Origin of the sequence: Candidatus Ponderosibacter sp. Uisw_141_02 (assembly GCF_048087665.1) — a bacterium.
Lineage (GTDB): Bacteria > Pseudomonadota > Alphaproteobacteria > Puniceispirillales > Puniceispirillaceae > UBA3439.
The window spans coordinates 175,947-197,865 of sequence record NZ_CP159807.1; the positions used below are offsets into that span (position 1 = coordinate 175,947).

18 protein-coding genes are annotated in these 21,919 nt (G+C 50.0%); 14 read left to right on the top strand and 4 right to left on the bottom strand.

What is annotated here, in order from left to right; translation table 11 throughout:
* Positions 1-93 precede the first annotated feature (93 nt).
* Positions 94-1,596 (top strand): CoA-acylating methylmalonate-semialdehyde dehydrogenase, encoded by a 1,503-nt coding sequence (locus ABXT40_RS00885; RefSeq protein WP_443645965.1) that lies wholly within the window; start codon positions 94-96, stop codon positions 1,594-1,596.
* Positions 1,597-1,706: 110 nt separating this feature from the next.
* Here ABXT40_RS00885 and uraD read toward each other — a convergent pair whose 3' ends face one another.
* Entirely contained in the window at positions 1,707-2,225 is a 519-nt protein-coding gene (gene uraD, locus ABXT40_RS00890; RefSeq protein WP_443645966.1) for a 2-oxo-4-hydroxy-4-carboxy-5-ureidoimidazoline decarboxylase, read from the bottom strand.
* A 160-nt stretch (positions 2,226-2,385) separates the two neighbouring features.
* Between uraD and uraH the strand changes: the two genes are divergently transcribed.
* The 7 genes from uraH to ABXT40_RS00925 all read left to right on the top strand — a co-directional run bounded on the left by uraH (position 2,386) and on the right by ABXT40_RS00925 (position 10,288).
* On the top strand, positions 2,386-2,739 hold the full coding sequence (gene uraH, locus ABXT40_RS00895) for a hydroxyisourate hydrolase (protein WP_443645967.1): 354 nt from the start codon (positions 2,386-2,388) through the stop codon (positions 2,737-2,739).
* 13 nt (positions 2,740-2,752) lie between these two features.
* Complete coding sequence (xdhA, locus tag ABXT40_RS00900) at positions 2,753-4,240, top strand: xanthine dehydrogenase small subunit (protein ID WP_443645968.1); 1,488 nt, start codon at positions 2,753-2,755, stop codon at positions 4,238-4,240.
* A complete protein-coding gene (gene xdhB, locus ABXT40_RS00905) occupies positions 4,237-6,555 on the top strand; it encodes a xanthine dehydrogenase molybdopterin binding subunit (protein ID WP_443645969.1) in 2,319 nt (772 codons plus the stop codon). Before xdhA ends, xdhB begins: the two co-directional genes overlap by 4 nt.
* Position 6,556: 1 nt before the next feature.
* Positions 6,557-7,510: a xanthine dehydrogenase accessory protein XdhC gene (gene xdhC / locus ABXT40_RS00910; RefSeq protein ID WP_443646937.1), complete on the top strand. Its 954-nt coding sequence runs from the start codon at positions 6,557-6,559 to the stop codon at positions 7,508-7,510.
* A gap of 65 nt (positions 7,511-7,575) precedes the next feature.
* Complete coding sequence (locus tag ABXT40_RS00915) at positions 7,576-8,799, top strand: urate hydroxylase PuuD (RefSeq protein WP_443645970.1); 1,224 nt, start codon at positions 7,576-7,578, stop codon at positions 8,797-8,799.
* A gap of 56 nt (positions 8,800-8,855) precedes the next feature.
* Positions 8,856-9,773, top strand: coding sequence for an allantoinase PuuE (puuE, locus tag ABXT40_RS00920; RefSeq protein ID WP_443645971.1), 918 nt, complete (start codon positions 8,856-8,858; stop codon positions 9,771-9,773).
* Positions 9,770-10,288, top strand: a complete 519-nt coding sequence (locus tag ABXT40_RS00925) for an ureidoglycolate lyase (RefSeq protein WP_443645972.1) — start codon at positions 9,770-9,772, stop codon at positions 10,286-10,288. Before puuE ends, ABXT40_RS00925 begins: the two co-directional genes overlap by 4 nt.
* A 28-nt stretch (positions 10,289-10,316) precedes the next feature.
* Here the strand turns inward: ABXT40_RS00925 and ABXT40_RS00930 are convergent, their stop codons facing one another.
* Together ABXT40_RS00930 and ABXT40_RS00935 are read right to left on the bottom strand one after the other, a co-directional pair.
* The gene (locus ABXT40_RS00930; RefSeq protein WP_443645973.1) at positions 10,317-11,732 is read right to left on the bottom strand and encodes an 8-oxoguanine deaminase; all 1,416 of its coding nucleotides are present in this window, start codon (positions 11,730-11,732) and stop codon (positions 10,317-10,319) included.
* Positions 11,733-11,843: 111 nt separating this feature from the next.
* Positions 11,844-13,175, bottom strand: coding sequence for a uracil-xanthine permease family protein (locus tag ABXT40_RS00935; protein WP_443645974.1), 1,332 nt, complete (start codon positions 13,173-13,175; stop codon positions 11,844-11,846).
* 304 nt (positions 13,176-13,479) lie between these two features.
* Between ABXT40_RS00935 and ABXT40_RS00940 the strand changes: the two genes are divergently transcribed.
* Positions 13,480-14,454, top strand: coding sequence for a quinone oxidoreductase family protein (locus ABXT40_RS00940; RefSeq protein ID WP_443645975.1), 975 nt, complete (start codon positions 13,480-13,482; stop codon positions 14,452-14,454).
* 181 nt (positions 14,455-14,635) lie between these two features.
* Here ABXT40_RS00940 and xsc read toward each other — a convergent pair whose 3' ends face one another.
* Positions 14,636-16,414 (bottom strand): sulfoacetaldehyde acetyltransferase, encoded by a 1,779-nt coding sequence (xsc, locus tag ABXT40_RS00945; protein WP_443645976.1) that lies wholly within the window; start codon positions 16,412-16,414, stop codon positions 14,636-14,638.
* Between the two features lie 355 nt (positions 16,415-16,769).
* Between xsc and ABXT40_RS00950 the strand changes: the two genes are divergently transcribed.
* From ABXT40_RS00950 to ABXT40_RS00970, 5 genes are all read left to right on the top strand, one after another.
* Positions 16,770-17,594: a TauD/TfdA dioxygenase family protein gene (locus ABXT40_RS00950; protein ID WP_443645977.1), complete on the top strand. Its 825-nt coding sequence runs from the start codon at positions 16,770-16,772 to the stop codon at positions 17,592-17,594.
* Positions 17,595-17,799: 205 nt separating this feature from the next.
* On the top strand, positions 17,800-19,020 hold the full coding sequence (locus tag ABXT40_RS00955) for an amino acid ABC transporter substrate-binding protein (protein ID WP_443645978.1): 1,221 nt from the start codon (positions 17,800-17,802) through the stop codon (positions 19,018-19,020).
* Between the two features lie 88 nt (positions 19,021-19,108).
* A complete protein-coding gene (locus ABXT40_RS00960; protein ID WP_443645979.1) occupies positions 19,109-20,014 on the top strand; it encodes a branched-chain amino acid ABC transporter permease in 906 nt (301 codons plus the stop codon).
* Positions 20,014-21,057 carry a branched-chain amino acid ABC transporter permease gene (locus tag ABXT40_RS00965; RefSeq protein ID WP_443645980.1) on the top strand — a complete coding sequence of 348 codons (1,044 nt, stop codon included), beginning with the start codon at positions 20,014-20,016 and terminating at the stop codon, positions 21,055-21,057. The genes ABXT40_RS00960 and ABXT40_RS00965 overlap by 1 nt, the downstream gene beginning before the upstream one ends.
* Positions 21,058-21,804 (top strand): ABC transporter ATP-binding protein, encoded by a 747-nt coding sequence (locus ABXT40_RS00970; RefSeq protein WP_443645981.1) that lies wholly within the window; start codon positions 21,058-21,060, stop codon positions 21,802-21,804.
* Positions 21,805-21,919 lie beyond the last annotated feature (115 nt).

Consider the following 21,919-nt stretch of genomic DNA (forward strand, 5'->3'; position numbering starts at 1 on the left):
CTTTGTGCAAAAAAGGGCTAGTCTAGGGCGGATATTTTCAAACAAACATCAATAAAGAGCCATGTGCGCAAGCAGGGGCTAAACGAGGCAGCAATGACGGATATGCATTTTATCAAAGGCGCAACATCGGCGGGTACAAGTGGCCGATCGCAGAATGTCTACAATCCAGCAACAGGCGCGGTTACGTCATCAGTGCCGTTGGCCAGTGCTGCCGAAATTGACGCGGCGGTTGCTGTCGCCAAGGCGGCCTTGCCCGGTTGGGCCAATACACCGCCGGCAAAACGCGCCCAAGTCATGTTCAAATTCCGCGAATTGATCATCAAAAATCTTGACCGGATCGCCGAGCTGATTTCAACCCAGCATGGCAAGACGTTAGACGATGCCAAAGGTGAGGTGTCGCGCGGTCTTGAAGTGGTTGAATTTGCCTGCGGTATTCCGCATTTGCTGAAAGGCGAATATTCTGCGCAGGTCGCGGGTGCTGTTGACAGTTATTCGCTTCGCCAGCCGGTTGGCGTTGTAGCGGGGATCACGCCATTTAATTTTCCGGCGATGGTACCGATGTGGATGTTTCCAATGGCACTTGCCTGCGGTAATACATTTATTTTAAAGCCTTCCGAACGCGACCCGGCTGCGCCGCTTTATCTAGCGCAACTGTTAAGCGAGGCTGGATTGCCTGATGGTTGTATGAATGTGGTCAATGGGGATAAGGAAGCGGTCGATGCGCTTCTCGATAATCCTGATGTGGCGGCAATTAGCTTTGTTGGTTCAACCGCTATTGGAAAATATATCTATGGCCGTGGGTGTGCAAATGGCAAACGTGTTCAGGCACTTTGCGGTGCTAAAAACCATATGATTATTATGCCTGATGCCGATATGGATCAGGCGGTTGATGCGGCTATGGGTGCGGCCTACGGGTCGGCTGGCGAACGTTGCATGGCGATATCGGCTGTGCTAGCGGTTGGTGACGATACTGCCGACCAGTTTGTTTCAGCCTTAGCCCCAAAGGTACGCGCTTTGAAAATTGGCCAATATGACGAACCTGGTGTCGAAATGGGGCCTTTGATCACGCGCGAATCAAAAGAGCGGGTGACCAACTATATCAATCAGGGCGAGGCTGATGGTGCTGAGGTGGTTGTTGATGGTCGTGGCTTGTCATTGCAAGGCTATGAAGACGGCTTTTTCGTTGGTGGCACGCTTCTTGACCGTGTTACTGCGGACATGTCGGTTTATCGTGATGAAATTTTCGGGCCGGTTCTGTCGGTTCTGCGGCCAAAAACCTATGAAGAAGCGGTCAATCTGGTGATGACGCATGAATATGGAAATGGAACGGCGATTTTCACCCGTGATGGTGATGCAGCGCGTGAATTTGCCAATAATGTGAATGTTGGCATGGTTGGCGTGAATGTGCCAATTCCGGTGCCGGTCGCCTATCATAGCTTTGGCGGATGGAAAGCCTCTATGTTTGGCGATCATTCGATCCATGGCATGGAAGGCGTGCGTTTCTATACCAAGCTGAAAACAGTGACAGCACGCTGGCCAAGCGGGATTAAAGACGGCGCTGTCTTTAACTTTCATTCAGGCAGCGAAACCAAATAAGTCGCAGGATCTAAGTTAAAGACCCCAAAACATAGGTTCTAGATTGAAGGCCCTGTCTTTATGGCAAGGCTTTTTTGCGGGAAAAATCATATCTGCTGGCGGCGATGTGGTTATTCGGCCGATAATTGTTCTAGCCGAAGCCGCGCAATCTTATGCACTTCGCCAAGCGCGGTGGTAAATTCGGTTTTGGCCGAATGCGCAACGCGTTTGCCAAAGGCCGCTAAAATGGTGGCGCGATCAAGACCGCGAACAGCGATGATAAAGGGATGGCCGAATTTTTTGCCATAACGGTCGTTCAAATCTTGAAAGGCGGCAAATTCTTCAGCGTTGCATTGGTCAAGTTTGGCGCTGGCCTGTTCTGCAGTTGACTCGGCCGTTAATGATCCAGCAATGGCCAGCTTTCCAGCAAGTTCCGGATGGGCACATAAAAGAGCCATCTGTTTATCATATCCGGCGGCATCCACAATTTTGGCCATGCGTCTTGCCAGATTCGCCGGATTGGCATCATGCGCGCTAAGGCCAGCGTCAAACAGCCTTTCGGCCACCCATGGCGAATGTTCGTAAATACCGCCATAGGCCGCGATAAAATTGGCGCGTGATAAGTGATGCGGTGCAGGTTTGATCGTCATAATTATCCGGTTCAAACTGTGTCAAAGCCGGTTAAAACCGGCACCAAACCATATTGACAGGATTCCTTTAAATGTCCAATTTGATTTGCAATAACAATGCATAACTGCCATCGTTAGAAGTTCCTTTTCGGGCGGTTTATGCAAAAGGGGGTAATGGCTTATGGGCCGATTAACAACACATGTTCTAGATACAGCCCGCGGCAGTCCGGCATCGGATCTGTCGATTGATCTGTTTCGCCTTGATGGCGATGAGCCAGTGCTGATGAAAACCACCAAAACCAATGATGATGGTCGCTGCGATGCGCCGTTGCTGGATGGTGATGCATTGCAAAAAGGACGGTATCAATTGCTGTTCAAAGTGGCGGCATATCTGCGCCGAAGCGGTGATGACCTGCCCGAAATTCCGTTTCTTGATGATGTTGTGATTAATTTTGGCATCAATGATCCAACGCAGCAGTATCACGTTCCGTTACTTTTGTCTGCTTACGGCTATTCGACTTATCGGGGCAGCTAAATGCGGGGGCGCTATGCGTAGTGAAATCCGCTTTTTACTGAATGGTAAGACACAACATGTCAGTGATGTTGCCGGCGATTTGACATTGCTTGAATGGTTGCGTGGACAACCGCATCTTCGCGGCACCAAACAAGGCTGTGCCGAGGGTGATTGTGGTGCCTGTACTGTGACGGTGGCACGGCCTGACGCGATGGGACGGCTGGAATATCGGCCCGTAAATAGCTGTATTTTATTTCTTGGCATGATTGATGGAAGCGCCATTCGCACGGTTGAAGGGCTGGCCAGCCCTGATGGCAAATTACATCCGGTGCAAAGCGCGATGGTTGCCACCGATGCGTCACAATGTGGATTTTGCACGCCAGGATTTGTGATGTCGCTTTATGCCGCTTGGCAAAATGGCCGCGGACTATCAGCAAATGACGTGGATACGACCCTTGCCGGCAATTTATGCCGCTGCACGGGCTATCGCCCGATTATTGATGCTGCCAGCATGCTTGATCATGGCAGGGACGGCGATCTGGCCAAAACGGATATGGTAAATGATGCGGCGATGCTGGTGGCGCTATCGTCGGCAAAAGACCAACAAGACGATATCTGTCTCGGCGATGGGGCCACGCGATTTATTGCTCCTGCCACCAGTGCCAGCTTTGCAGAAATCTATGCCAAAGAGGCGGATGCAACCATTGTTGGCGGCGCAACCGATGTTGGGCTTTGGGTGACAAAACAGCATCGCAAACTTGGTACGTTTATCTGGACAGGGCGGGTTGCTGGTTTTGACCAAATTGAAACTCACAGCGATTTTATGCGGATCAGGCCAGCGGTAACGCATCAGCAATTTCTGCATCACAATGCCGATGATTTGCCCGAATGCGCTGAATTGCTGCGCCGCTTTGGTGCGCTTCAGGTTCGCAGCAGTGGTACGGTTTGTGGTAATGTTGCTAATGCGTCACCGATTGGCGATTTACCGCCAGTGCTAATGGCGCTTGCTAGCAAAATCGAGCTGACCAAAGCCAGCAAGACTCGTATTCTTGATCTGGAAAATTTCTTTTTGGATTATGGTAAGCAAGATCGGCAAAGCGGCGAATTTCTGTCGGCGATTCTGGTACCTCAGGGGCCAGCACCGCATTTGCGATGCTATAAAATATCCAAAAGGTTTGATCAGGATATTTCGGCAGTGATGCTGGCGGCTAATCTGCATCTTGATGATGGCGTTATCACGGATATTTGTTTGGCCTTTGGTGGCATGGCTGGCATTCCAAAACGGGCAAATCTTGCCGAAGCAAAACTTGCCGGAAAACCGCTTGATATGGCGCATTTCAAAGCTGCAGCTGCGGCTTTGATGGATGATTTCACCCCCCTTTCCGATATGCGTGGTTCGGCTGAATATCGGCTTTTAACATCGCAGAATTTGCTTATCAAATATGGGTTAGAGTTAATTTCATCGCGGCAGATGAGGCTTGCCGGTGCCGATCTTGCAGTGGGGCTGGAGGGCTGGTCATGACATCATCTGGCCTTGATGGCGATATCCGCCAATCGAAACATCATGATAGTGCGGTAAAACATGTATCGGGTCGTGCTGTTTATGTTGACGATATGGCAACGCCGGCAAATTGTTTGACCGTGCTGATCGGGCAAAGTTCGCACGCCCATGCTAAAATCAATCGCATGGATTTATCGGCTGTTGCCGCAGCCCCGGGTATCGTTGCGGTCATGACGGCGGCTGATATTCCTGGGGTGAATGATTGCGGGCCAGCGATACATGATGATCCTGTTTTTGCTGTTGATGAAGTTTGTTATGTTGGACAATCACTATTTGCAATTGCGGCGGTTGATATGGCGGCAGCCCGTGCGGCAATCGGGCTTGCGGTCATTGAATATGAGCCCTTACCAGCCATTTTAACAATTGATGCGGCGATGCAAGCCAAGTCATGGCTTACCAGCCCAAGCGAGATGATTAAAGGCGACACACAAAGCGCCCTTGCCACGGCACCGCACGCATTGCGCGGCCGTGTTTGCGCTGGTGGGCAAGAGCATTTCTATCTTGAAGGACAGGCGGCATTGGCCATTCCGGGCGAAGATGGAGAAATACAGCTATTTAGCTCAACCCAGCATCCAAGCGAAATTCAACATAAAACAGCTGAAATGCTGGGGCTTGCCAATCATGCGGTAACGGTTGAAACGCGACGCATGGGCGGGGCGTTTGGCGGCAAGGAAAGTCAGGGTAATCTACCTGCGATGACAGCGGCGCTTGCCGCCTATTTAACCGGTCATCCAGCGAAGACAATTTATGATCGTGATGATGATTTCATGTTGACCGGCAAACGCCATGATTGCCGGATTGATTACCATGTCGGCTTTGATGATGATGGCCGTGTCCTTGCGGTTGAATTTGAACAGGCGTTGCGCTGTGGCATGTCGTGGGATTTATCGGCTGGTATTGCGGCGCGGGCCATGTGTCATGCCGATAATGCCTATGATATTCCGCATATGAAAATCACCAATTACTGCTGTTTGACCCATACCCAATCCAATACGGCGTTTCGTGGTTTTGGTGGGCCGCAGGGCATGCTTGGCATTGAACGGGTGATGGATGAGGTGGCGCATTATCTTGGGCTTGATCCATTACAAGTGCGGCGAAAAAATTTCTATCCGGATAAAAGGGCGGGTAAATTTGGCATTACACCCTATGGGCAAACGGTCGAAGATTGCGTTATCCAGCCAATCGTTGATGAACTTGTCAAAACATCTGATTATTTGTCGCGCCGTGCGGAAATTGCCGCCTTCAACGCTGCCAATCAATATGTCAAACGCGGCATTGCCCTGACACCAGTGAAATTTGGCATTTCATTTAATACAACATTTTTGAATCAGGCCGGATCATTGATCCATGTCTATAATGACGGATCGGTTCACCTCAATCATGGCGGCACCGAAATGGGACAGGGGCTTTACACAAAGATTGCACAAATTGTCGCGCATGAATTTCAGATTGACATTGACCTCGTCAAAATCACTGCAACAACAACTGGCAAAGTGCCAAATACATCGGCAACAGCGGCATCGTCAGGAACTGACCTCAATGGTATGGCGGCGATGCGGGCAGCACAAACCATCAAAGGCCGGATTGCTGCCTTTCTAGCAGATGAATATCAAACCGATCAGGCCGAGGTGGTTTTTGCCAATGGTCAGGTGCATATTGGCGCCGACAGCATGGCATTTGCTGATGCGGTAAAACGTGCCTATCTTGGGCGTGTCTCCTTGTCGGCAACCGGTTTTTATGCCACGCCGAAATTAAGCTGGGACAAAGACCGAATGCATGGTCGCCCCTTTTATTATTTTGCCTATGGTGCGGCCGTGTCGGAAGTGATTGTCGATTTGCTGACCGGTGAAAATCGTCTGCTTCGCGCTGATCTGTTGCATGATGTTGGAAAATCGATCAATCCAGCAATTGATATGGGTCAGATTGAAGGCGGTTTTTTGCAGGGCGTTGGCTGGCTGACAACCGAAGAATTGGTTTGGGATGCGGCAGGACGTCTTCAAACCCATGCGCCATCAACCTATAAGATTCCGACCTGTTCGGACCGGCCAATTGAATGGCGGGTTGCCTTTTACGCTGATGGCGAAAATAGCGAAGATACGATCCATAAGTCAAAGGCTGTTGGCGAGCCGCCGCTGATGCTTGGGATTAGCAGTTGGCTTGCTCTGTCAGATGCGCTTGCCGGCATAAAAGGCGCTGCCTATCCGGCGCTTGATGCACCCGCAACGGCTGAACGGCTGTTATTGACGGCAAACCGGCTGGGGGCAAATTTTGTCTGATATGTTGCCGATGGGAATGCATGCAAATAGTTGGCTTGCCAACGCCTTGGCTAGTCTTGATGATGGGCAGGATATTGTGCTTGTCACGGTCACCGCGACCAAGGGATCATCACCGCGCGATCATGGCTCGCACATGCTGGTCACAAAGGCTGGTATTTGGCAAACGATTGGCGGCGGCGCATTAGAATTTGATGTGATGGCGCGCGCCCGCAAGATGCTGGCTAGTGATGATGATGATTGGCAGCGTCAGCATATGACCGTTATTCTTGGGCCTGATATGGGACAATGTTGCGGTGGGCAGATGTCGTTATTGCTGGAAAAATTTACCGCCAAACAGGCTGGTGCTCTGGCCGCGTTTGCGCAAGAAGATCATCATGATCAAATGTTGGCTCACCCGCTTGAATCCGGCTTGCCTTTGACGCTGCAATCGGCGCAGTCAGCTCTTGATGATGCCGTGTTTATGGCACCTGTTATGCCGCGGCAGATGCCGCTTTTTATCTATGGCGCGGGTCATGTTAGCCGTGCGCTTATCCCAAGGCTTGACGGGCTTGGGTTCGATATTTTTCTGGTTGATATTGAGGCTGCCAGATTTGCCGATGATCTTGGTGATAATATGCAAAAACTGCTTGCTAAGGCGCCTGAAAAAATTGCGCTTCGCGCCCCACAAGGGGCGGTTCATTTGGTCATGACCCATTCACATAGCCTTGATGAGGCGATTTGCCTACAGCTTTTGATGCGCGGTGATTTTGCCTATCTTGGGTTGATTGGGTCAAAAAGCAAACGGGCGCGATTTGCCAAAAGACTGGCCGCAGCAGGAGTGTCGCCAGCGATGCTGGATCGATTGATTAGTCCAATTGGCATCAGTGAAATCAACGGCAAAAGCCCAGCGCATGTGGCTTTGTCAATCGCGGCTGATCTTGCCATTTGGCAGCAATTGAGAGATGATGCCGGGTAGCGTGGAAATGGGGCTTGATCAAGTCGTGATTGCCATGCTGTCAGCCGAAAAAAAAGGGGGGGGTAATGACCGACTATCTTTGGATTTGGTCAGAATTGATTGTGCGATGGGTGCATGTCATTGCCGGTATCGCATGGATCGGATCGTCATTTTATTTCATTGCGCTTGATCTAAGTTTGAAACCGGGAAAGGAACTGCCGGACGAGGCACATGGCCAAGCATGGCAAGTGCATGGCGGCGGCTTTTACAACATGGTGAAATATCTGGTGGCACCCGCCAAAATGCCTGAAGAGCTTACATGGTTTAAATGGGAAGCTTATGGAACATGGATTTCCGGCATTGCCTTGATGAGCCTTGTCTATTACGGCGCGGCAAGCCTTTACATGATCGATCTTGATATTTTGGATATTACCGAAATGCAGGCGGTGATGATCAGCCTTGGCGGTATCGTGATAGGCTGGGCCATTTATGATGGCCTGTGCCGCAGCCCACTTGGCCGAAGTGATCTAATGCTGGCCTTGGCCGGCTTTATCTTTCTTGTCGTACTTGCCTATGGCTATAGCCAGATTTTCTCGGCGCGTGGTGCTTTTATGCAAATGGGGGTTACCATTGGCACGATTATGGTTGCCAATGTGTTGATGATTATCATCCCCGGACAAAGCAAAGTTGTTGTTGCGCTGAAGGCGGGTGAGACACCTGATCCGCGTTATGGCGCGCGTGGCAAGCAACGTTCGCTGCATAATAATTACCTGACACTGCCGGTGATTTTTGTTATGATTGGCGGCCATTATCCAATGGTGTTTGCCACTGATTATGCATGGGCAATTCTGGGGCTTGTGTTGCTGATTGGTGCGGTGATCCGGCATTTCTTTAACACCAAACATAAGGGGCTTGCCCCACCATATTGGACATGGCTTGTCGCGGCGATTTTAACCGGCTTTGCGATCATGCTGTCACAGCTTGGTGCGCCGCAGGTGAAATATGATCAGAGCGCGCATGCCTCGCCTGCTGTGCTTCATCAGGCATCGGTAGAGCTGGTGATTGAACGTTGTGCCAGCTGCCATGCTAGCAAGCCGATTTGGGACGGCCTTGCCTTTGCGCCAAAGGGCATTCATCTTGAAACTGAACGTCAGGTGATCCTTCATGCGAATGAAATTTTCTGGCAAGTGTCGGCGTCACATGCGATGCCGCCAGGGCAGGTGATTTGGGTTGAAGATGAAGAACGGGCGATGCTGGCGGCATGGCGTGATATGGTCAATAAGGGTTTGGTTGACGGCAATCGGTCGTGATTTTTTGCCATAATTTTCTGAATTGATGGTTTTGACATGATAGTGAGTGTTTCGAAATGACGGATTATCCAAGAGATTTATCTGGATATGGTGCCACACCGCCACAGGCGGCATGGCCGAATGGCGCGCGGGTCGCGGTTCAATTCGTGTTGAATTACGAAGAAGGCGGCGAAAATTGTGTTCTTCACGGCGATCCGGCGTCTGAGGTGTTTTTATCGGAAATCATTGGTGCAGCCGCATTTGATGGGGCGCGTCATATGTCAATGGAATCAATCTATGAATATGGGTCGCGGGCGGGTGTCTGGCGTATTCTGGATCTGTTTCGTCAACGGCAGTTACCGCTGACGGTTTTTGCTGTTGCCATGGCGGCGGCACGTCACCCAATGGTTATTGAAACTGCGCTTGCCGATGGGCATGAAATCGCGGCGCATGGCTATCGCTGGATCAATTATCATGGCATGCCAATTGATGAAGAACGCGACCATATGCAAAAGGCGATTTCGATTCTAACCGGTATTTGTGGCACCCGCCCGCTTGGTTGGTATACGGGGCGAACATCCGAAAACACGCGCAATCTTGTCGCCGAAGACGGCGGGTTTGTTTATGACGCCGATGATTATTCGGATGATTTGCCATTCTGGTCGGCGCAGGTGAAAACGCCGCATTTGATTGTTCCTTATACGCTGGATACAAATGATATGCGCTTTGCCACCGCGCAGGGATTTCATACCGGTGATCAATTTGCCCAATATCTGATTGACGCCTTTGATGTTCTTTATGCTGAAGGCGCGGCGGCACCAAAGATGCTGTCGATTGGCCTGCATTGTCGTCTGATCGGGCGGCCAGCGCGGTTTGCCGGATTGGTTAAATTTCTTGATCATGTCATGGCGCATGACAAGGTATGGGTTACGCGGCGCATCGATATTGCAAATCACTGGATCGCAAACCACCCGTTCGAGGCCGATCAATCATGACGTCATCAGACCTAAAACAACTCGATATTCAATCGCTTACCAAAGCCAGCTTTGCGCCCTTTGGAACGGTTATTGAAACCGATGGCGCAACTGAGATTGGTATCAATCAGGGAACGACCATACGGTTTGATGCCATGGCGGGCGTTGATGTGGCCTCGGGTGGAGGCACGCCCATCATATCGATGTTTCGCGGTATGCGCCGTCCCAACCCAATTGAAATTCATCTTCTTGAACGCCACCCGCTTGGCTCGCAAGCCTTTATGCCGTTAAGCCAGCATGATTGGCTGGTTGTGGTGGCACATGGCAATGTGGCAGGTGACGCCCCTGATTTTTCGACGCTGGCCTGTTTTCGCGCCAGTGGCGTGCAGGGGGTCAGCTATGATCGCGGGGTTTGGCATCACCCTTTGCTGGTTTTGCAACCTTTGCAAGATTTTCTGGTGATTGACCGTCGGGGCGAGGGGCATAATCTCGATGAGGTCTGGCATGACGGACCAGCGGCACTGATCAATCCATAGCGCGGCCTGTACTGGGTCAGGTATCTGGTTAGGCTTTGCTCATTAGATCGGCCGTCATGGCGCGATGTTTTGACAGCAAATGCCGCATATCCATGCTCACAAGCTGGCCCTGGTCGACAATGATTTTGCCATTGATGATCGTATAGCTGGTTTTGATGGGGCCGCAGAACAACAACCCCGCCAGCAAATCCCATTCAGCACCAGCAAAATCAATACCACGACAATCAAAAGCAGCGATATCGGCAGCATAGCCCGGTGCCAGAACGCCGATATCATCACGGTTCAAGACCGCCGCGCCACCGCGTGTTGCAAGCGCCAAAGATTCGCGCGCCGTCATGGCATCGCCCGTTTTCATCACCCGCTGCAACAGCATCGCCTGACGCGCCTCATTCAACATATGACCACTATCATTCGATGCTGATCCATCAACGCCAAGACCGACTTTCACGCCAGCATCAATCATTTCACGTATCGGTGCGATGCCACTTGATAGGCGCATATTTGAACAGGGACAATGGGCAATGCCGGTTTTGGTGCGGGCAAACAGGTTAATTTCTTGTGGGTCAAGCTGCACACAATGTGCATGCCAGACATCATGGCCAATCCATTCGACAGCTTCGATATATTCGCCCGGACGCATGCCAAAACTGGCAAGACTATAGTCAATATCTTCACTGTTTTCGGCCAAATGCGTATGCATGCCAACCTCATAGGCGCGCGCTAAATGGGCGGTTTCCCGCATCAGATCCATGCTAACCGAAAAGGGCGAACAAGGGGCAAGTGCCACACGATGCATGGCGTAACGATCGGCATTGTGATGCGTTTCGATCACGCGCTGGCAATCAGCCAGAATCGTAGGCTCAGCTTCGGTCAGGCGGTCAGGCGGAAGCCCGCCCTTTGACTCGCCAATGCTCATTGATCCGCGAGTGCCATGAAACCTCATTCCAATATCAGCCGCCGCCGCAAAGGAATCATCAAGCCGCGCGCCGTTTGGATATAGATAGAGATGATCAGATGATGTGGTGCAGCCGCTAAGCGCGAGCTCGGCCATCGCAAGGGCGTTTGACCAGTAAATATGATCAGGGCCAAGATTGCACCAGATCGGATAGAGCGTTTGCAACCAGCCAAATAGTGGGGCATTTTGCGCCGCTGGAACGGCGCGTGTAAGATTTTGAAACATATGATGATGCGTATTGACCATGCCCGGTATCATCACATGGCCGGTCATATCAATCACCATATCAGCATCAGCCGGTAAAGAATCTGTATCGCCAACGGCTTCGATGACCCCATTTCGGGCAAAAAGGCCACCATTTTTGATTTCAGCACCGCAATGATCACCCGGGCGCCCAACATGCGCCGCCGATTGGCCGCTACCCGCATCGCTTAGCTTCATCGTGCATAGCAGGTCAGCATTTTTCAACAGAAGTGTTTTATCAGCCATAATTGATATATTCCTGTCGTAAATATACCGCCGAACCATGTGATCCGGCGGCATGATGATTGAACCATATCATGGCTTTGCGCGCGCTCGTCTCGCAAGACTTCTTTTTGATTAATCGATATCTTTTGGAATCAGCAGGTTCAAGATCACCGAAATCGCTGCCGCAGGAAGTAACCCTGACACCATCAGCATTTCGAATGAATCGGGCAAATGTTGCATTGATTTTGGCACGGCTTGAATGCCAAGCCCAACCGAAAGTGACATTGCCAAAATGATCATATTGCGACGGTTCCAATTCACATCTGACAACATATTGATGCCAGCGCTAACAACCATACCAAACATCACGATCACGCCGCCGCCCAAAACTGAAATTGGCATTGCCGCAACGACGGCACCAACCTTTGGAATGAGACCACAAGCGACAAGGAACAAGGCACCAAGCGTAACAACCGAACGGCTCATTACACCTGTCATCGAGATCAATCCAACATTCTGGCTGAATGACGTGTTTGGCAAACCGCCAAATAAACCAGCGACAAAGCTGCCAAAACCATCAGCATAAGTGCCACCCGACAGCTCTTTATCAGTGGCTTCCCGGTTTGCACCACCTTTGGCAATACCCGAAATATCACCAACTGTTTCAATGGCGCTGACAAGCGACATTAAGCACATGCCGATAATGGCAAAGGCGCTAAACTCGACCCCATATTTGAACGGCTGCGGTACGGCAAACCAAGCCGCCTTGGCAACACCGCCAAAATTAACCGCACCAGTCAGATAGCCAACAACATAACCGGCGATCAAGCCGATTAGAATGGCCGCAGATGACATGGTACCTCGGGTAAAGAATTTGAAACCAAGGGCAACGAAGATCACCACAAGCGCAAGACCCCAGCGGCTGAAATCGCCCCATTCAGGTGCGTTCATTTGAAAAGCTGCGGCACCACCAGACGCATATTTAATGCCGACTGGTAACAATGCCAAGCCAATGGCGGTAATCACAATGCCTGTCACCAATGGCGGAAACCAATGGCGGATGCGGCCAATGACACTGCCAAGAAATGTATGAAACAGACCGGCAACAATCACCGCGCCGAACAAGGCGGCCATGCCACTGGTTTTAACGATACCAATCATGATCGGAACAAAGGCAAAGCTTGTGCCCTGCATGACAGGCAATCTTGCACCAATCGGGCCAAAGCCGATTGTCTGAAATAATGTGGCAACCCCTGCAAACAACATCGCCATTTGCACAAGATAGACCATATCCTCACCACCAAAAGCAAAACCGGCAGCGCCAGCGATGATAATTGATGGTGTGACGTTGCTGGCAAACATTGCCAGAACATGCTGGATACCAAGGGCGGTACGCGGCCCAAACGGTATCTCATGATTTGGATCTTTAAGTTGCTCGGACGTGCCGATTTTTGCATTAGTCATTCTAAATTCCCCCTTTAGTTAGCCAATAGAAAAAAGCCTAGGGCGAATTTTTCATTGTGCAAGTCAAATCGCATCTCTCTAATGGTGAAAATGATTAAAAATAAAACATTATCAATTAGATGTTCATTTTATGGTTTAATAATTCTCGAGGAATTCGGCTTGTCAGCGTATCTGACTAGCAATTTTGCTGAATAGGCAGTAAGAGACAAAGAGAATTTTTGCCGCTATTTACCGGTTTCGGATTGGGCTTTGCGGCTAGATAGATGAATGCTAAACCGACATATATATTCCAAGGAGATAGAGAATGGGTTACGCAATGGCAGCCGCCAAACCAGGTGGGTCTGAAGTTCTTCATAAAATCACGCTTGGGGATTTAACTCCCGCAGCGGGTGAAGTGTTGATCAAACATGACGCGGTCGGCATTAATTTCCTCGATATTTATATCCGCAATGGTGCCTATCCATGGCCGGTTGATGGTGATCTTATTCTCGGGTCTGAAGGTGCTGGCATCATCGAAGCGGTTGGCAGTGATGTCAAAGGTCTGGCTGTCGGCGACCGGGTTGGCTATACGCTTGCCAATGGTGCCTATGCCACCCACCGGGTGATTGACGCCGCTTATGTTGTCAAATTGCCGGATAATGTACCAAGTGATTTGGCCGCATCGATCATGCTGAAAGGCTTGACCGTTGCCTATCTTATCCATGACAGCTATGCGGTTAAGCCGGGTGATACAGTGCTGTTTCACGCTGCGGCTGGAGGTGTTGGTCTGATTGCCGGCCAATGGCTAAAGGCGCTTGGTGCCACCACAATTGGAACGGCTGGCGGTGCCGAAAAATGCGCCCTTGCCAAGGCCAATGGGTTTGATCATGTGATTGATTATACCAGTACCGATTTCGAAGCCGAAGTGATGCGCCTGACCAATGGTGAAGGCGTGACTGTGGCATATGATTCGGTTGGCAATGACACAATGGCGCGAACCATCACCTCGACCAAACGGCGCGGCACGATCATCGCCTTTGGCCAATCATCAGGGCCATATGCTGATTTCAAAATCACTGATCTTTCAAAAGGGTCTTATTATCTGAGCCGTCCAACATTGTTTCATTTTGTTGGTGATCGGTCATGGCTTGATGCGGCATCGGCAAAACTATTCAAGGCCGTTACCGATGGCACAATCAATGTTTCGATCAATCAGCGTTTTGCCTTGGAAGATGTGGCAAAAGCGCATGAGGCATTGACGGGCCGTGCTACAACAGGCTGTACGATCCTAACTGTCTAATAACCAACGATCTGGCCAGATAATGCGCTGGTCACAAAACGGGCTTGCCAGTTAAGGGGCTTAAATGGCATTGAAGCGACGCAGTTCATACCGTGTGCCTTTTGCAAAGATTAAGGGGCTGCTATTGGCAGCCCCTTTTCCATGCTTCTATATTGGCCTTCGCCGTATCGCAAATGCGATATTATGCGCCTTGCTGTGGCCGCATATCGGTTTGGCTGATGCCAGCAACCGATACTGGCTTTTTCATTGCGTCACGACGGAATGGCTCGCCAAGCTCTTGGTTCAACAGCACTTCGATAAAGGTGGTCACGCCATCATTCATCTGGGCGTCAACCGCCTTGGCCAATGCATCGCGAAGCTCATCCATTGTCGAAACAGCAACGCCTTCAACACCACATGCCTTGGCAACACCAGCATAAGAGACCTGCTGATCAAGCTCGGTGCCAACAAAGTTATCGTCAAACCACAAGGTTGTGTTGCGCTTTTCGGCGCCCCACTGATAGTTGCGGAAAATCACCATGGTGATGGCTGGCCATTCTTCGCGGCCAATTGCCGACATTTCATTCATTGAAATGCCAAAGGCACCATCGCCAGCGAAGCCAACAACCGGAACATCACGGCGGCCAATTTTGGCCCCCATGATTGACGGCAGGCCATAGCCACAAGGCCCGAACAGACCCGGCGCCAGATATTTACGGCCTTCTTCAAATGTTGGATAGGCGTTACCAATCGCGCAATTATTGCCAATGTCAGATGAAATGATTGCATCTTTTGGCAGCGCCGATTGGATCGCACGCCATGCCATGCGAGGCGACATTTTCTTTGGCTCACGGTCACGCGCACGCTCGTTCCATGTTGTTCCTGGATCATCATCTTCATGGTCAAGCGATGTCAGCTCTTGCGCCCATGCTGATTTGGTTGTGGCAATGAGTTCTTTACGGCTGCTGCGGCCGCTATCGCCAGCGGTGCTTGCCAGCTTATCAAGAATGCTCATGGCAACTTTTTTGGCGTCGCCAACGATGCCCACTGAAACTGGCTTAGTTAGGCCGATGCGATCAGGGTTGATATCAACCTGGATGATCTTGGCATCTTTTGGCCAATAATCGATGCCGTAACCGGGAAGTGTTGAAAATGGATTCAGGCGCGTGCCCAAAGCCAGAACAACATCGGCCTTGGCAATCAGTTCCATACCGGCTTTTGATCCGTTATAGCCAAGCGGGCCGGCAAATAGCGGATGTGAACCCGGGAATGCGTCATTATGCTGATAGCCACAGCACACAGGCGCATCAAGACGCTCGGCCAGTTTCATTGATGCATCGATTGCTCCGCCAATAACAACGCCAGCACCATTCAACAGAACTGGGAATTTGGCTTCTGATAGCAAAGCTGCGGCTTGGCTGATGGCATCTTCGCCGCCTGATGGGCGCTCAAATTCAACAATCGCCGGCAATTCAATATCAATGATTTGTGTCCAGAAATCGCGTGGGATATTGATTTGGGCTGGAGCTGATGCACGTTTTGCCTGAAGGATAACGCGGTTCAATGTTTCGGCAATGCGTGTCGGGTCGCGGACTTCTTCTTGATACGCAACCATGTCTTTGAACAAAGCCATTTGTTCAACTTCCTGAAAACCACCTTGACCAAGTGTTTTATTGGCCGCTTGTGGCGTGACCAATAGCAATGGCGTATGGTTCCAATAAGCTGTTTTGACCGGAGTTACGAAATTGGTGATGCCAGGGCCATTTTGCGCAACCATCATCGACATTTTGCCGGTGGCGCGGGTAAAGCCGTCGGCCATCATACCTGCATTACACTCATGCGCGGCGTCCCAGAAGGTAATACCAGCCTGTGGGAATAGGTCAGAAATTGGCATCATTGCAGAGCCAATAATGCCAAAAGCATTTTCAATGCCATGCATTTGCAATACTTTTACAAACGCTTCTTCGGTTGTCATCTTCATGAGTTGTCACCCTGTCGTTAAATCAAGTTACTGTTACAAATGGTATGTCGTCAGATGTTTGTCTTTCGGCCTGTCGTATCTTGCCTCAAGACTATCTCGGACGCCGATCGGAAACTTTAGGCGATGGTTGTACTATCATTTTTCGGCGAAGCCAAGCTGACTTTGGTACCAGTTGTGGCTAAAAATAGATCCAGTCAATCAGACTTGCTTTTTCTCAAATCTTGGCGAAGATGATTTATCGGTAATGTGGCGTCTGGCCATTTCAATCAATGCGATCTTTTACATATAGATAATCGGTAAGACCAAGGGCAAATCGAGGCGTAATGCGCCCACCATTTCGGGATGAGGTTTTTTGATGAAGGTAACAGCGCTAGCGCCTGCAATGGGCGCCGAGATAACGGGTGTTGATCTAAGTGCGGCGCATGATGACGGGCTTATTGCCGAATTGCGCGCTGTCTGGCTTGAATATCAAATGATCGTGATTCGCGGGCAAAATATCACACCGGCGCAACAGCTGGGCTTTGCCAGTGCCATTGGTGATCCTGACATCTATCCGTTCCTGACCGGCCTTGACGGGTTTCCGATGATTACCGAAGTGCTGAAAAAAGAAGATGAAAAGGTCAATTTTGGCGGTATCTGGCATTCCGATACGACCTATCAAAAATGCCCGCCAATGGCGACATTGCTCTATGCCAAGGAACTGCCACCACTTGGCGGCGATACGCTCTTTGCCAGCCAATATGATGCCTATGACCAATTGTCGGATTCATTGCGTGCGGTTCTTGACGGGCTATGGGCAGTGAATGCAGCGGGCAAAAAGCGGGTGGCGTCAACCCGAAGCGAACGGTTAAAGGATTCGGGAAGCGGCGTTGATCCTGACGCGTTGGTTGGCATTCATCCGGTGGTGCGAACGCATCCCGAAACGGGTCGCAAGGCGCTATTTGTCAATGCGGCGCATACGGTCGCATTCGACGGCTGGAGCGAGGAGGAAAGCCGCGGGCTTTTAGACTATCTGTTCACGCATCAGATTTCGCCTGAATTTCAATGCCGGTTGCGTTGGCAGGTTGGTGATGTTGCTTTTTGGGACAATCGTTGCGTGCAGCATTACCCATTGAATGATTATCATGGATATCGCCGGCTATTGCATCGCATAACGCTGAAAGGTGATGTGCCTGTCTAATCTGGCCCTGCCTTTGATAATGGAATGCAAGAAGGTCAATCAGCTTAAATGTCGCAACTTTAGTGATTAATTGCGCATTCAGGGCCAGTTTGTGTTGCGTCAGGTATAATTTTTCATTTTAATGGTAAATTCTTACTTGGCGTCTTGATCAAAATCGAGCAAGTTAAGGCCGAGCTCTAATGTTCAATTCTGGGAGGAATTAAGAATGTATAATAAACTATCAATAGCGCTGGGTACGGCCCTTGCTGTTGGGGTTGCCGGTGGTGCCATGGCGAAAGTCGAAGGCGACACCATCATCCTTGGGTCAGCAATCTCACTTTCTGGTAAATATTCTACCAATGGTTTGCACACACAGCGCGGATATGATTTTGCAGTTGATCGTATCAACGAAAAAGGTGGCGTTAAAGTTGGTGGCAAAAGCTACAAGCTTGCGATCAAATATTATGATGACGAATCAACACCTGCACGTGCAACACAGCTTGCCGAGCGTTTGATCCAGCAGGACGGCGTTGAATTCATGCTTGGGCCATATGGCACAGGTCTGACCAAAGCTGTTGCACCAGTGACTGAAAAGTTTGGCGTGCCAATGGTTGAGGCCGAGGGCGCATCTCGCTCTTTGTTCACGCAAGGCTACAAGTACATGTTCGCGGTTCTGTCAACTTCTGAATATTACCTTGCGCCAGTTCTTGACGTTGTCGCACAGCGTGCAAAATCAGAAGGCAAAGATCCTGCAAAAATGCGGATCGGTATGGCCTTTGAAAATGACGGTTTCTCACTTGACGTTCGTGCCGGTGTTCTTGACGTTGCCAAGAAATACAACATGAAAATCGTGATTGACGACAAATTGCCAGCTGACCTTTCAGACATGTCAGCAACCTTGACCAAGTTCAAGGCGCTAAAGCCTGACATTCTTCTGGTTTCTGGTCACTCAAAAGGCGCAGCGACTGCTGCACGTCAGATTGAGGAAATGAAAATTCAGGCACCTGTTGTTGCGATCACACATTGTGAAGCTGCAAAGGTTCATGAGAAGTTTCCAAAATCAGCAAACGGCATGATGTGCCCAACGCAGTGGCTGTCAAACCTGCCAAAGAAAGATGCTTACTTCGGGACAGCATCGCAGTGGAACGAAGATTTCAAGAAGCTGCATCCTAGCTACTCAGCAGTTCCTTATCAGACAGCTCAGGCATCTGCCGCTGTTCTGGTTTTCAAGGACGCATTTGAGCGTGCAAACAGCTTTGACCAAAAACAAGTTCGTGACGCATTGGCAGCAACAAACATGGAAACCTTCTATGGCGATATCAAATTCGCACCGGAAGGCAACAACATTGCTAAGCCGATGTTCTATCGTCAAATTGGTGCAGATGGCAGCTACAAGCCGATCGTTTCACCAGCTGACATGACGTTCCCACGGAAAGCCAACTACTAATCTACCAATCTCACTACGGGAAGCCCAATTCGGGCTTCCCGTTTTTTTTGCAGGTCCCTATTTTTCTTGAATTCGGGCTGGAGGAATCATGTTAGACAATCTTCAATTGCTGTTTGTTTACGCGCCTGTGATGAACATTCAGATGATCTTAGACGGCATCTTTGTTGGTGCTGTTTTCGCGCTGTCAGCCTATGGACTGGCGCTTGTATGGGGCGTGATGAATGTGAAAAACCTTGCTCAGGGTGACTTTGTCATCATGGGTGGTTATGTCGCTTTCTCGCTTTACAAGCTTGGCATTCACCCTGTTATTGCCATCCCTATCGTGGCCGTTTGTATGTTCATGTTCGGCTGGATCGTTTATATAATGATCATTCGCCGGGTGATTGACAACGACATGTTTGTTTCATTATTGGCAACCTTTGGCCTGTCACTTTTGCTTCAGCAGGTTATGAACCTGATCTATGGGCCAGAAGTTCAAACCATTGATTCGCATTTTCCGATTTTCACAATGTTCGATGATTTTGTGACCATTCCGGTGGTTAAGATTGTGTCTTTGGCACTTGCCATGATCTTCGCGCTTGCTGTGGTTATCTTTATGAAAAAATCCCGTATGGGGCAGGCCATCCGCGCAACAGCGCAGGATGCACGCGCCGCACGAGTGCTTGGCATCAATACGGATAATGTTTATGCCTTTACCTATTCATTGAACGCTTCGATTTGTGGCGTTGCCGGTGTATTGGTTTCAATGATCTGGGTGCTTCAACCTTTCTACGGCATTGTTTACTCACTTCGGACATTCGCCATTGTGACGGCAGCCGGTCTCGGCAATTTGCCAGCCGTTATCGGCATGAGCTTTGCGCTTGGCTGGGTTGAGCAATATGCTGGCATTATTGCCGGTGCCGAATGGCAGGTTGCTTCGGCAGTCTTTATGCTACTTGGGGTCCTCATGTGGCGACAAATTCAATTGCGGCGTCAGCGGCAGGTGGTACGGTAATGACTAAAAATCAAATTCTACTTTATCTCGCAATCGCGATTTCGGGTGTTGTGGGGCCAATTCTGTTCCCGAACTACATCCAGCAAATGGCGGTTCTTTGGGTCATGGTTCTGATGGCCTCAACATGGGATATTACAGGCGGCCAGATGGGGTACAACTCACTTGGCAACATCACCTTCTTTGGCGTTGGCATGTATATCTCGGCGGTTATTCAGGTCTCAATGTTCTATGATATCGCGCTTTATACCGCGTCATACGGCGCGATTAAGCCGGTCTTTACCGACGAGCAATATTTCAGCGGCTTAGCCATGGGTATTTTGGCTGGTGGTGTTGGCTGTGTGGTTCTTGCCCGCCTTCTTGGGGCCGTGGTATTCGGTCTTCGTGGGCCATATTTCGCCATTGGTACACTTGGTGTGGCGATTGCAGCAGGTCAGATTGCTGGAACGATTGACACGATTGGTGGCGGTGCTGGTATCTCAATGCCGTTTTTCCCTTGGGATATTCACTTCCGCTCAACCTTCTTTTATATCATCTGTTTTGTGCTGGCGATCTTATCGCATTTCACCATCCGCTGGATGTTCTCAACGCAGTTCGGTTTGGCAGCAAATGCAATTCGTGATGATGAAGACAAAGCCGAAGCCATGGGCATTCCAACCATGAAGTACAAACAATTTGGATGGGGCATTGCCGCATTCTATATGGGCTGTAGCGGTGCCGTCTTTGGAAATATGGTTGGCTATATCGAGCCGATTGAGGTGGCTTTTCCGGCGCCAACATTTGGTATCTTCATGGTGGCAATGGCGCTTCTCGGCGGCAAAGGCACCTTGTGGGGCCCGGTTCTTGGTGCGGTCTTGTTCCATGTTATCAAAGAAACCACATGGACCTATCTTCTTGGGTGGCAGTGGGTGGCTCTTGGTCTGATCCTGATTGTAAACATTGTTTACTTCCAGCAGGGCATCATGGGCTGGTTGCAAACCAAATATCCTGAAAAATTTGGCATCACCGTCGATCAATCCACCACACAAGCGAAAGAGGAGGCATAAATGGCTGACCCAATTATTGCAGTTAATAACGTCTCCAAAGCCTATGGCGGTGTTAAAGCAAATGTCGATATCTCACTGACAGTAGAGCGGGGCTCGATCACTGGCATTATCGGGCCGAACGGTTGTGGCAAAACCACATTGTTCAACTCGATTGTGGGCTATCATCCGATTGATGCCGGTTCAATCAAATTTGATGATACCGAAATTTCCAAGCTTCGCGTTGGTGACATCGCGCGGCTTGGCATGTTGCGGACATTCCAGCAAACCCGTATCTACAGCAAAATGGACTGTGTCGATAACATGCAGATTTCGGTATCGCATCGTGAAGGGTCATCAAATTCAATGTTTGCAAGTCGTCGTGGTGAAATCCGCGATCGCGCCGAGCATCTGCTTGAATTTGTGGGTCTCTATTCCAAACGAAGCTTGATCTCGGGCGATTTGTCCTTTGGTCAGCAAAAGCTTTTGGAATTTGCGATGGCATTGATGAACGAACCAAAAGTACTTCTCCTTGATGAGCCAACTGCCGGTATTAACCCAACATTGATCAATGGATTGATTGACCGGTTAAGACGGGCAAATGAAGAGCTTGGCATCACCTTGTGCGTGATTGAACATAATATGCGGGTGATCATGAATCTTGCCTCGCACATCTATTGTTTGTCGAACGGCAAGATGCTGGCAAATGGCAAACCAGAAGAACTACAAAATGATCCACGCGTTATTGACGCGTATCTTGGAGGGCACTAATGGCCAAAGAACCGGTAAAAAAGACCGCTGCGAAAGCTGCTGCGGCAAAAAAGGCAACAGCGAAAAAGCCAGCATCTAAAGCAGCTGCGCCGAAAAAAGTCGTTGTGAAAAAGGC

What these genes read in the sequence shown, in the direction of transcription:
- ABXT40_RS00885 (WP_443645965.1), top strand. Translation starts at nt 94, where the DNA reads ATGACGGATATGCATTTTATCAAAGGCGCAACATCGGCGGGTACAAGT.
- uraD (WP_443645966.1), bottom strand. Translation starts at nt 2,225, where the DNA reads ATGACGATCAAACCTGCACCGCATCACTTATCACGCGCCAATTTTATC.
- uraH (WP_443645967.1), top strand. Translation starts at nt 2,386, where the DNA reads ATGGGCCGATTAACAACACATGTTCTAGATACAGCCCGCGGCAGTCCG.
- xdhA (WP_443645968.1), top strand. Translation starts at nt 2,753, where the DNA reads ATGCGTAGTGAAATCCGCTTTTTACTGAATGGTAAGACACAACATGTC.
- xdhB (WP_443645969.1), top strand. Translation starts at nt 4,237, where the DNA reads ATGACATCATCTGGCCTTGATGGCGATATCCGCCAATCGAAACATCAT.
- xdhC (WP_443646937.1), top strand. Translation starts at nt 6,557, where the DNA reads ATGTTGCCGATGGGAATGCATGCAAATAGTTGGCTTGCCAACGCCTTG.
- ABXT40_RS00915 (WP_443645970.1), top strand. Translation starts at nt 7,576, where the DNA reads ATGACCGACTATCTTTGGATTTGGTCAGAATTGATTGTGCGATGGGTG.
- puuE (WP_443645971.1), top strand. Translation starts at nt 8,856, where the DNA reads ATGACGGATTATCCAAGAGATTTATCTGGATATGGTGCCACACCGCCA.
- ABXT40_RS00925 (WP_443645972.1), top strand. Translation starts at nt 9,770, where the DNA reads ATGACGTCATCAGACCTAAAACAACTCGATATTCAATCGCTTACCAAA.
- ABXT40_RS00930 (WP_443645973.1), bottom strand. Translation starts at nt 11,732, where the DNA reads ATGGCTGATAAAACACTTCTGTTGAAAAATGCTGACCTGCTATGCACG.
- ABXT40_RS00935 (WP_443645974.1), bottom strand. Translation starts at nt 13,175, where the DNA reads ATGACTAATGCAAAAATCGGCACGTCCGAGCAACTTAAAGATCCAAAT.
- ABXT40_RS00940 (WP_443645975.1), top strand. Translation starts at nt 13,480, where the DNA reads ATGGGTTACGCAATGGCAGCCGCCAAACCAGGTGGGTCTGAAGTTCTT.
- xsc (WP_443645976.1), bottom strand. Translation starts at nt 16,414, where the DNA reads ATGAAGATGACAACCGAAGAAGCGTTTGTAAAAGTATTGCAAATGCAT.
- ABXT40_RS00950 (WP_443645977.1), top strand. Translation starts at nt 16,770, where the DNA reads ATGAAGGTAACAGCGCTAGCGCCTGCAATGGGCGCCGAGATAACGGGT.
- ABXT40_RS00955 (WP_443645978.1), top strand. Translation starts at nt 17,800, where the DNA reads ATGTATAATAAACTATCAATAGCGCTGGGTACGGCCCTTGCTGTTGGG.
- ABXT40_RS00960 (WP_443645979.1), top strand. Translation starts at nt 19,109, where the DNA reads ATGTTAGACAATCTTCAATTGCTGTTTGTTTACGCGCCTGTGATGAAC.
- ABXT40_RS00965 (WP_443645980.1), top strand. Translation starts at nt 20,014, where the DNA reads ATGACTAAAAATCAAATTCTACTTTATCTCGCAATCGCGATTTCGGGT.
- ABXT40_RS00970 (WP_443645981.1), top strand. Translation starts at nt 21,058, where the DNA reads ATGGCTGACCCAATTATTGCAGTTAATAACGTCTCCAAAGCCTATGGC.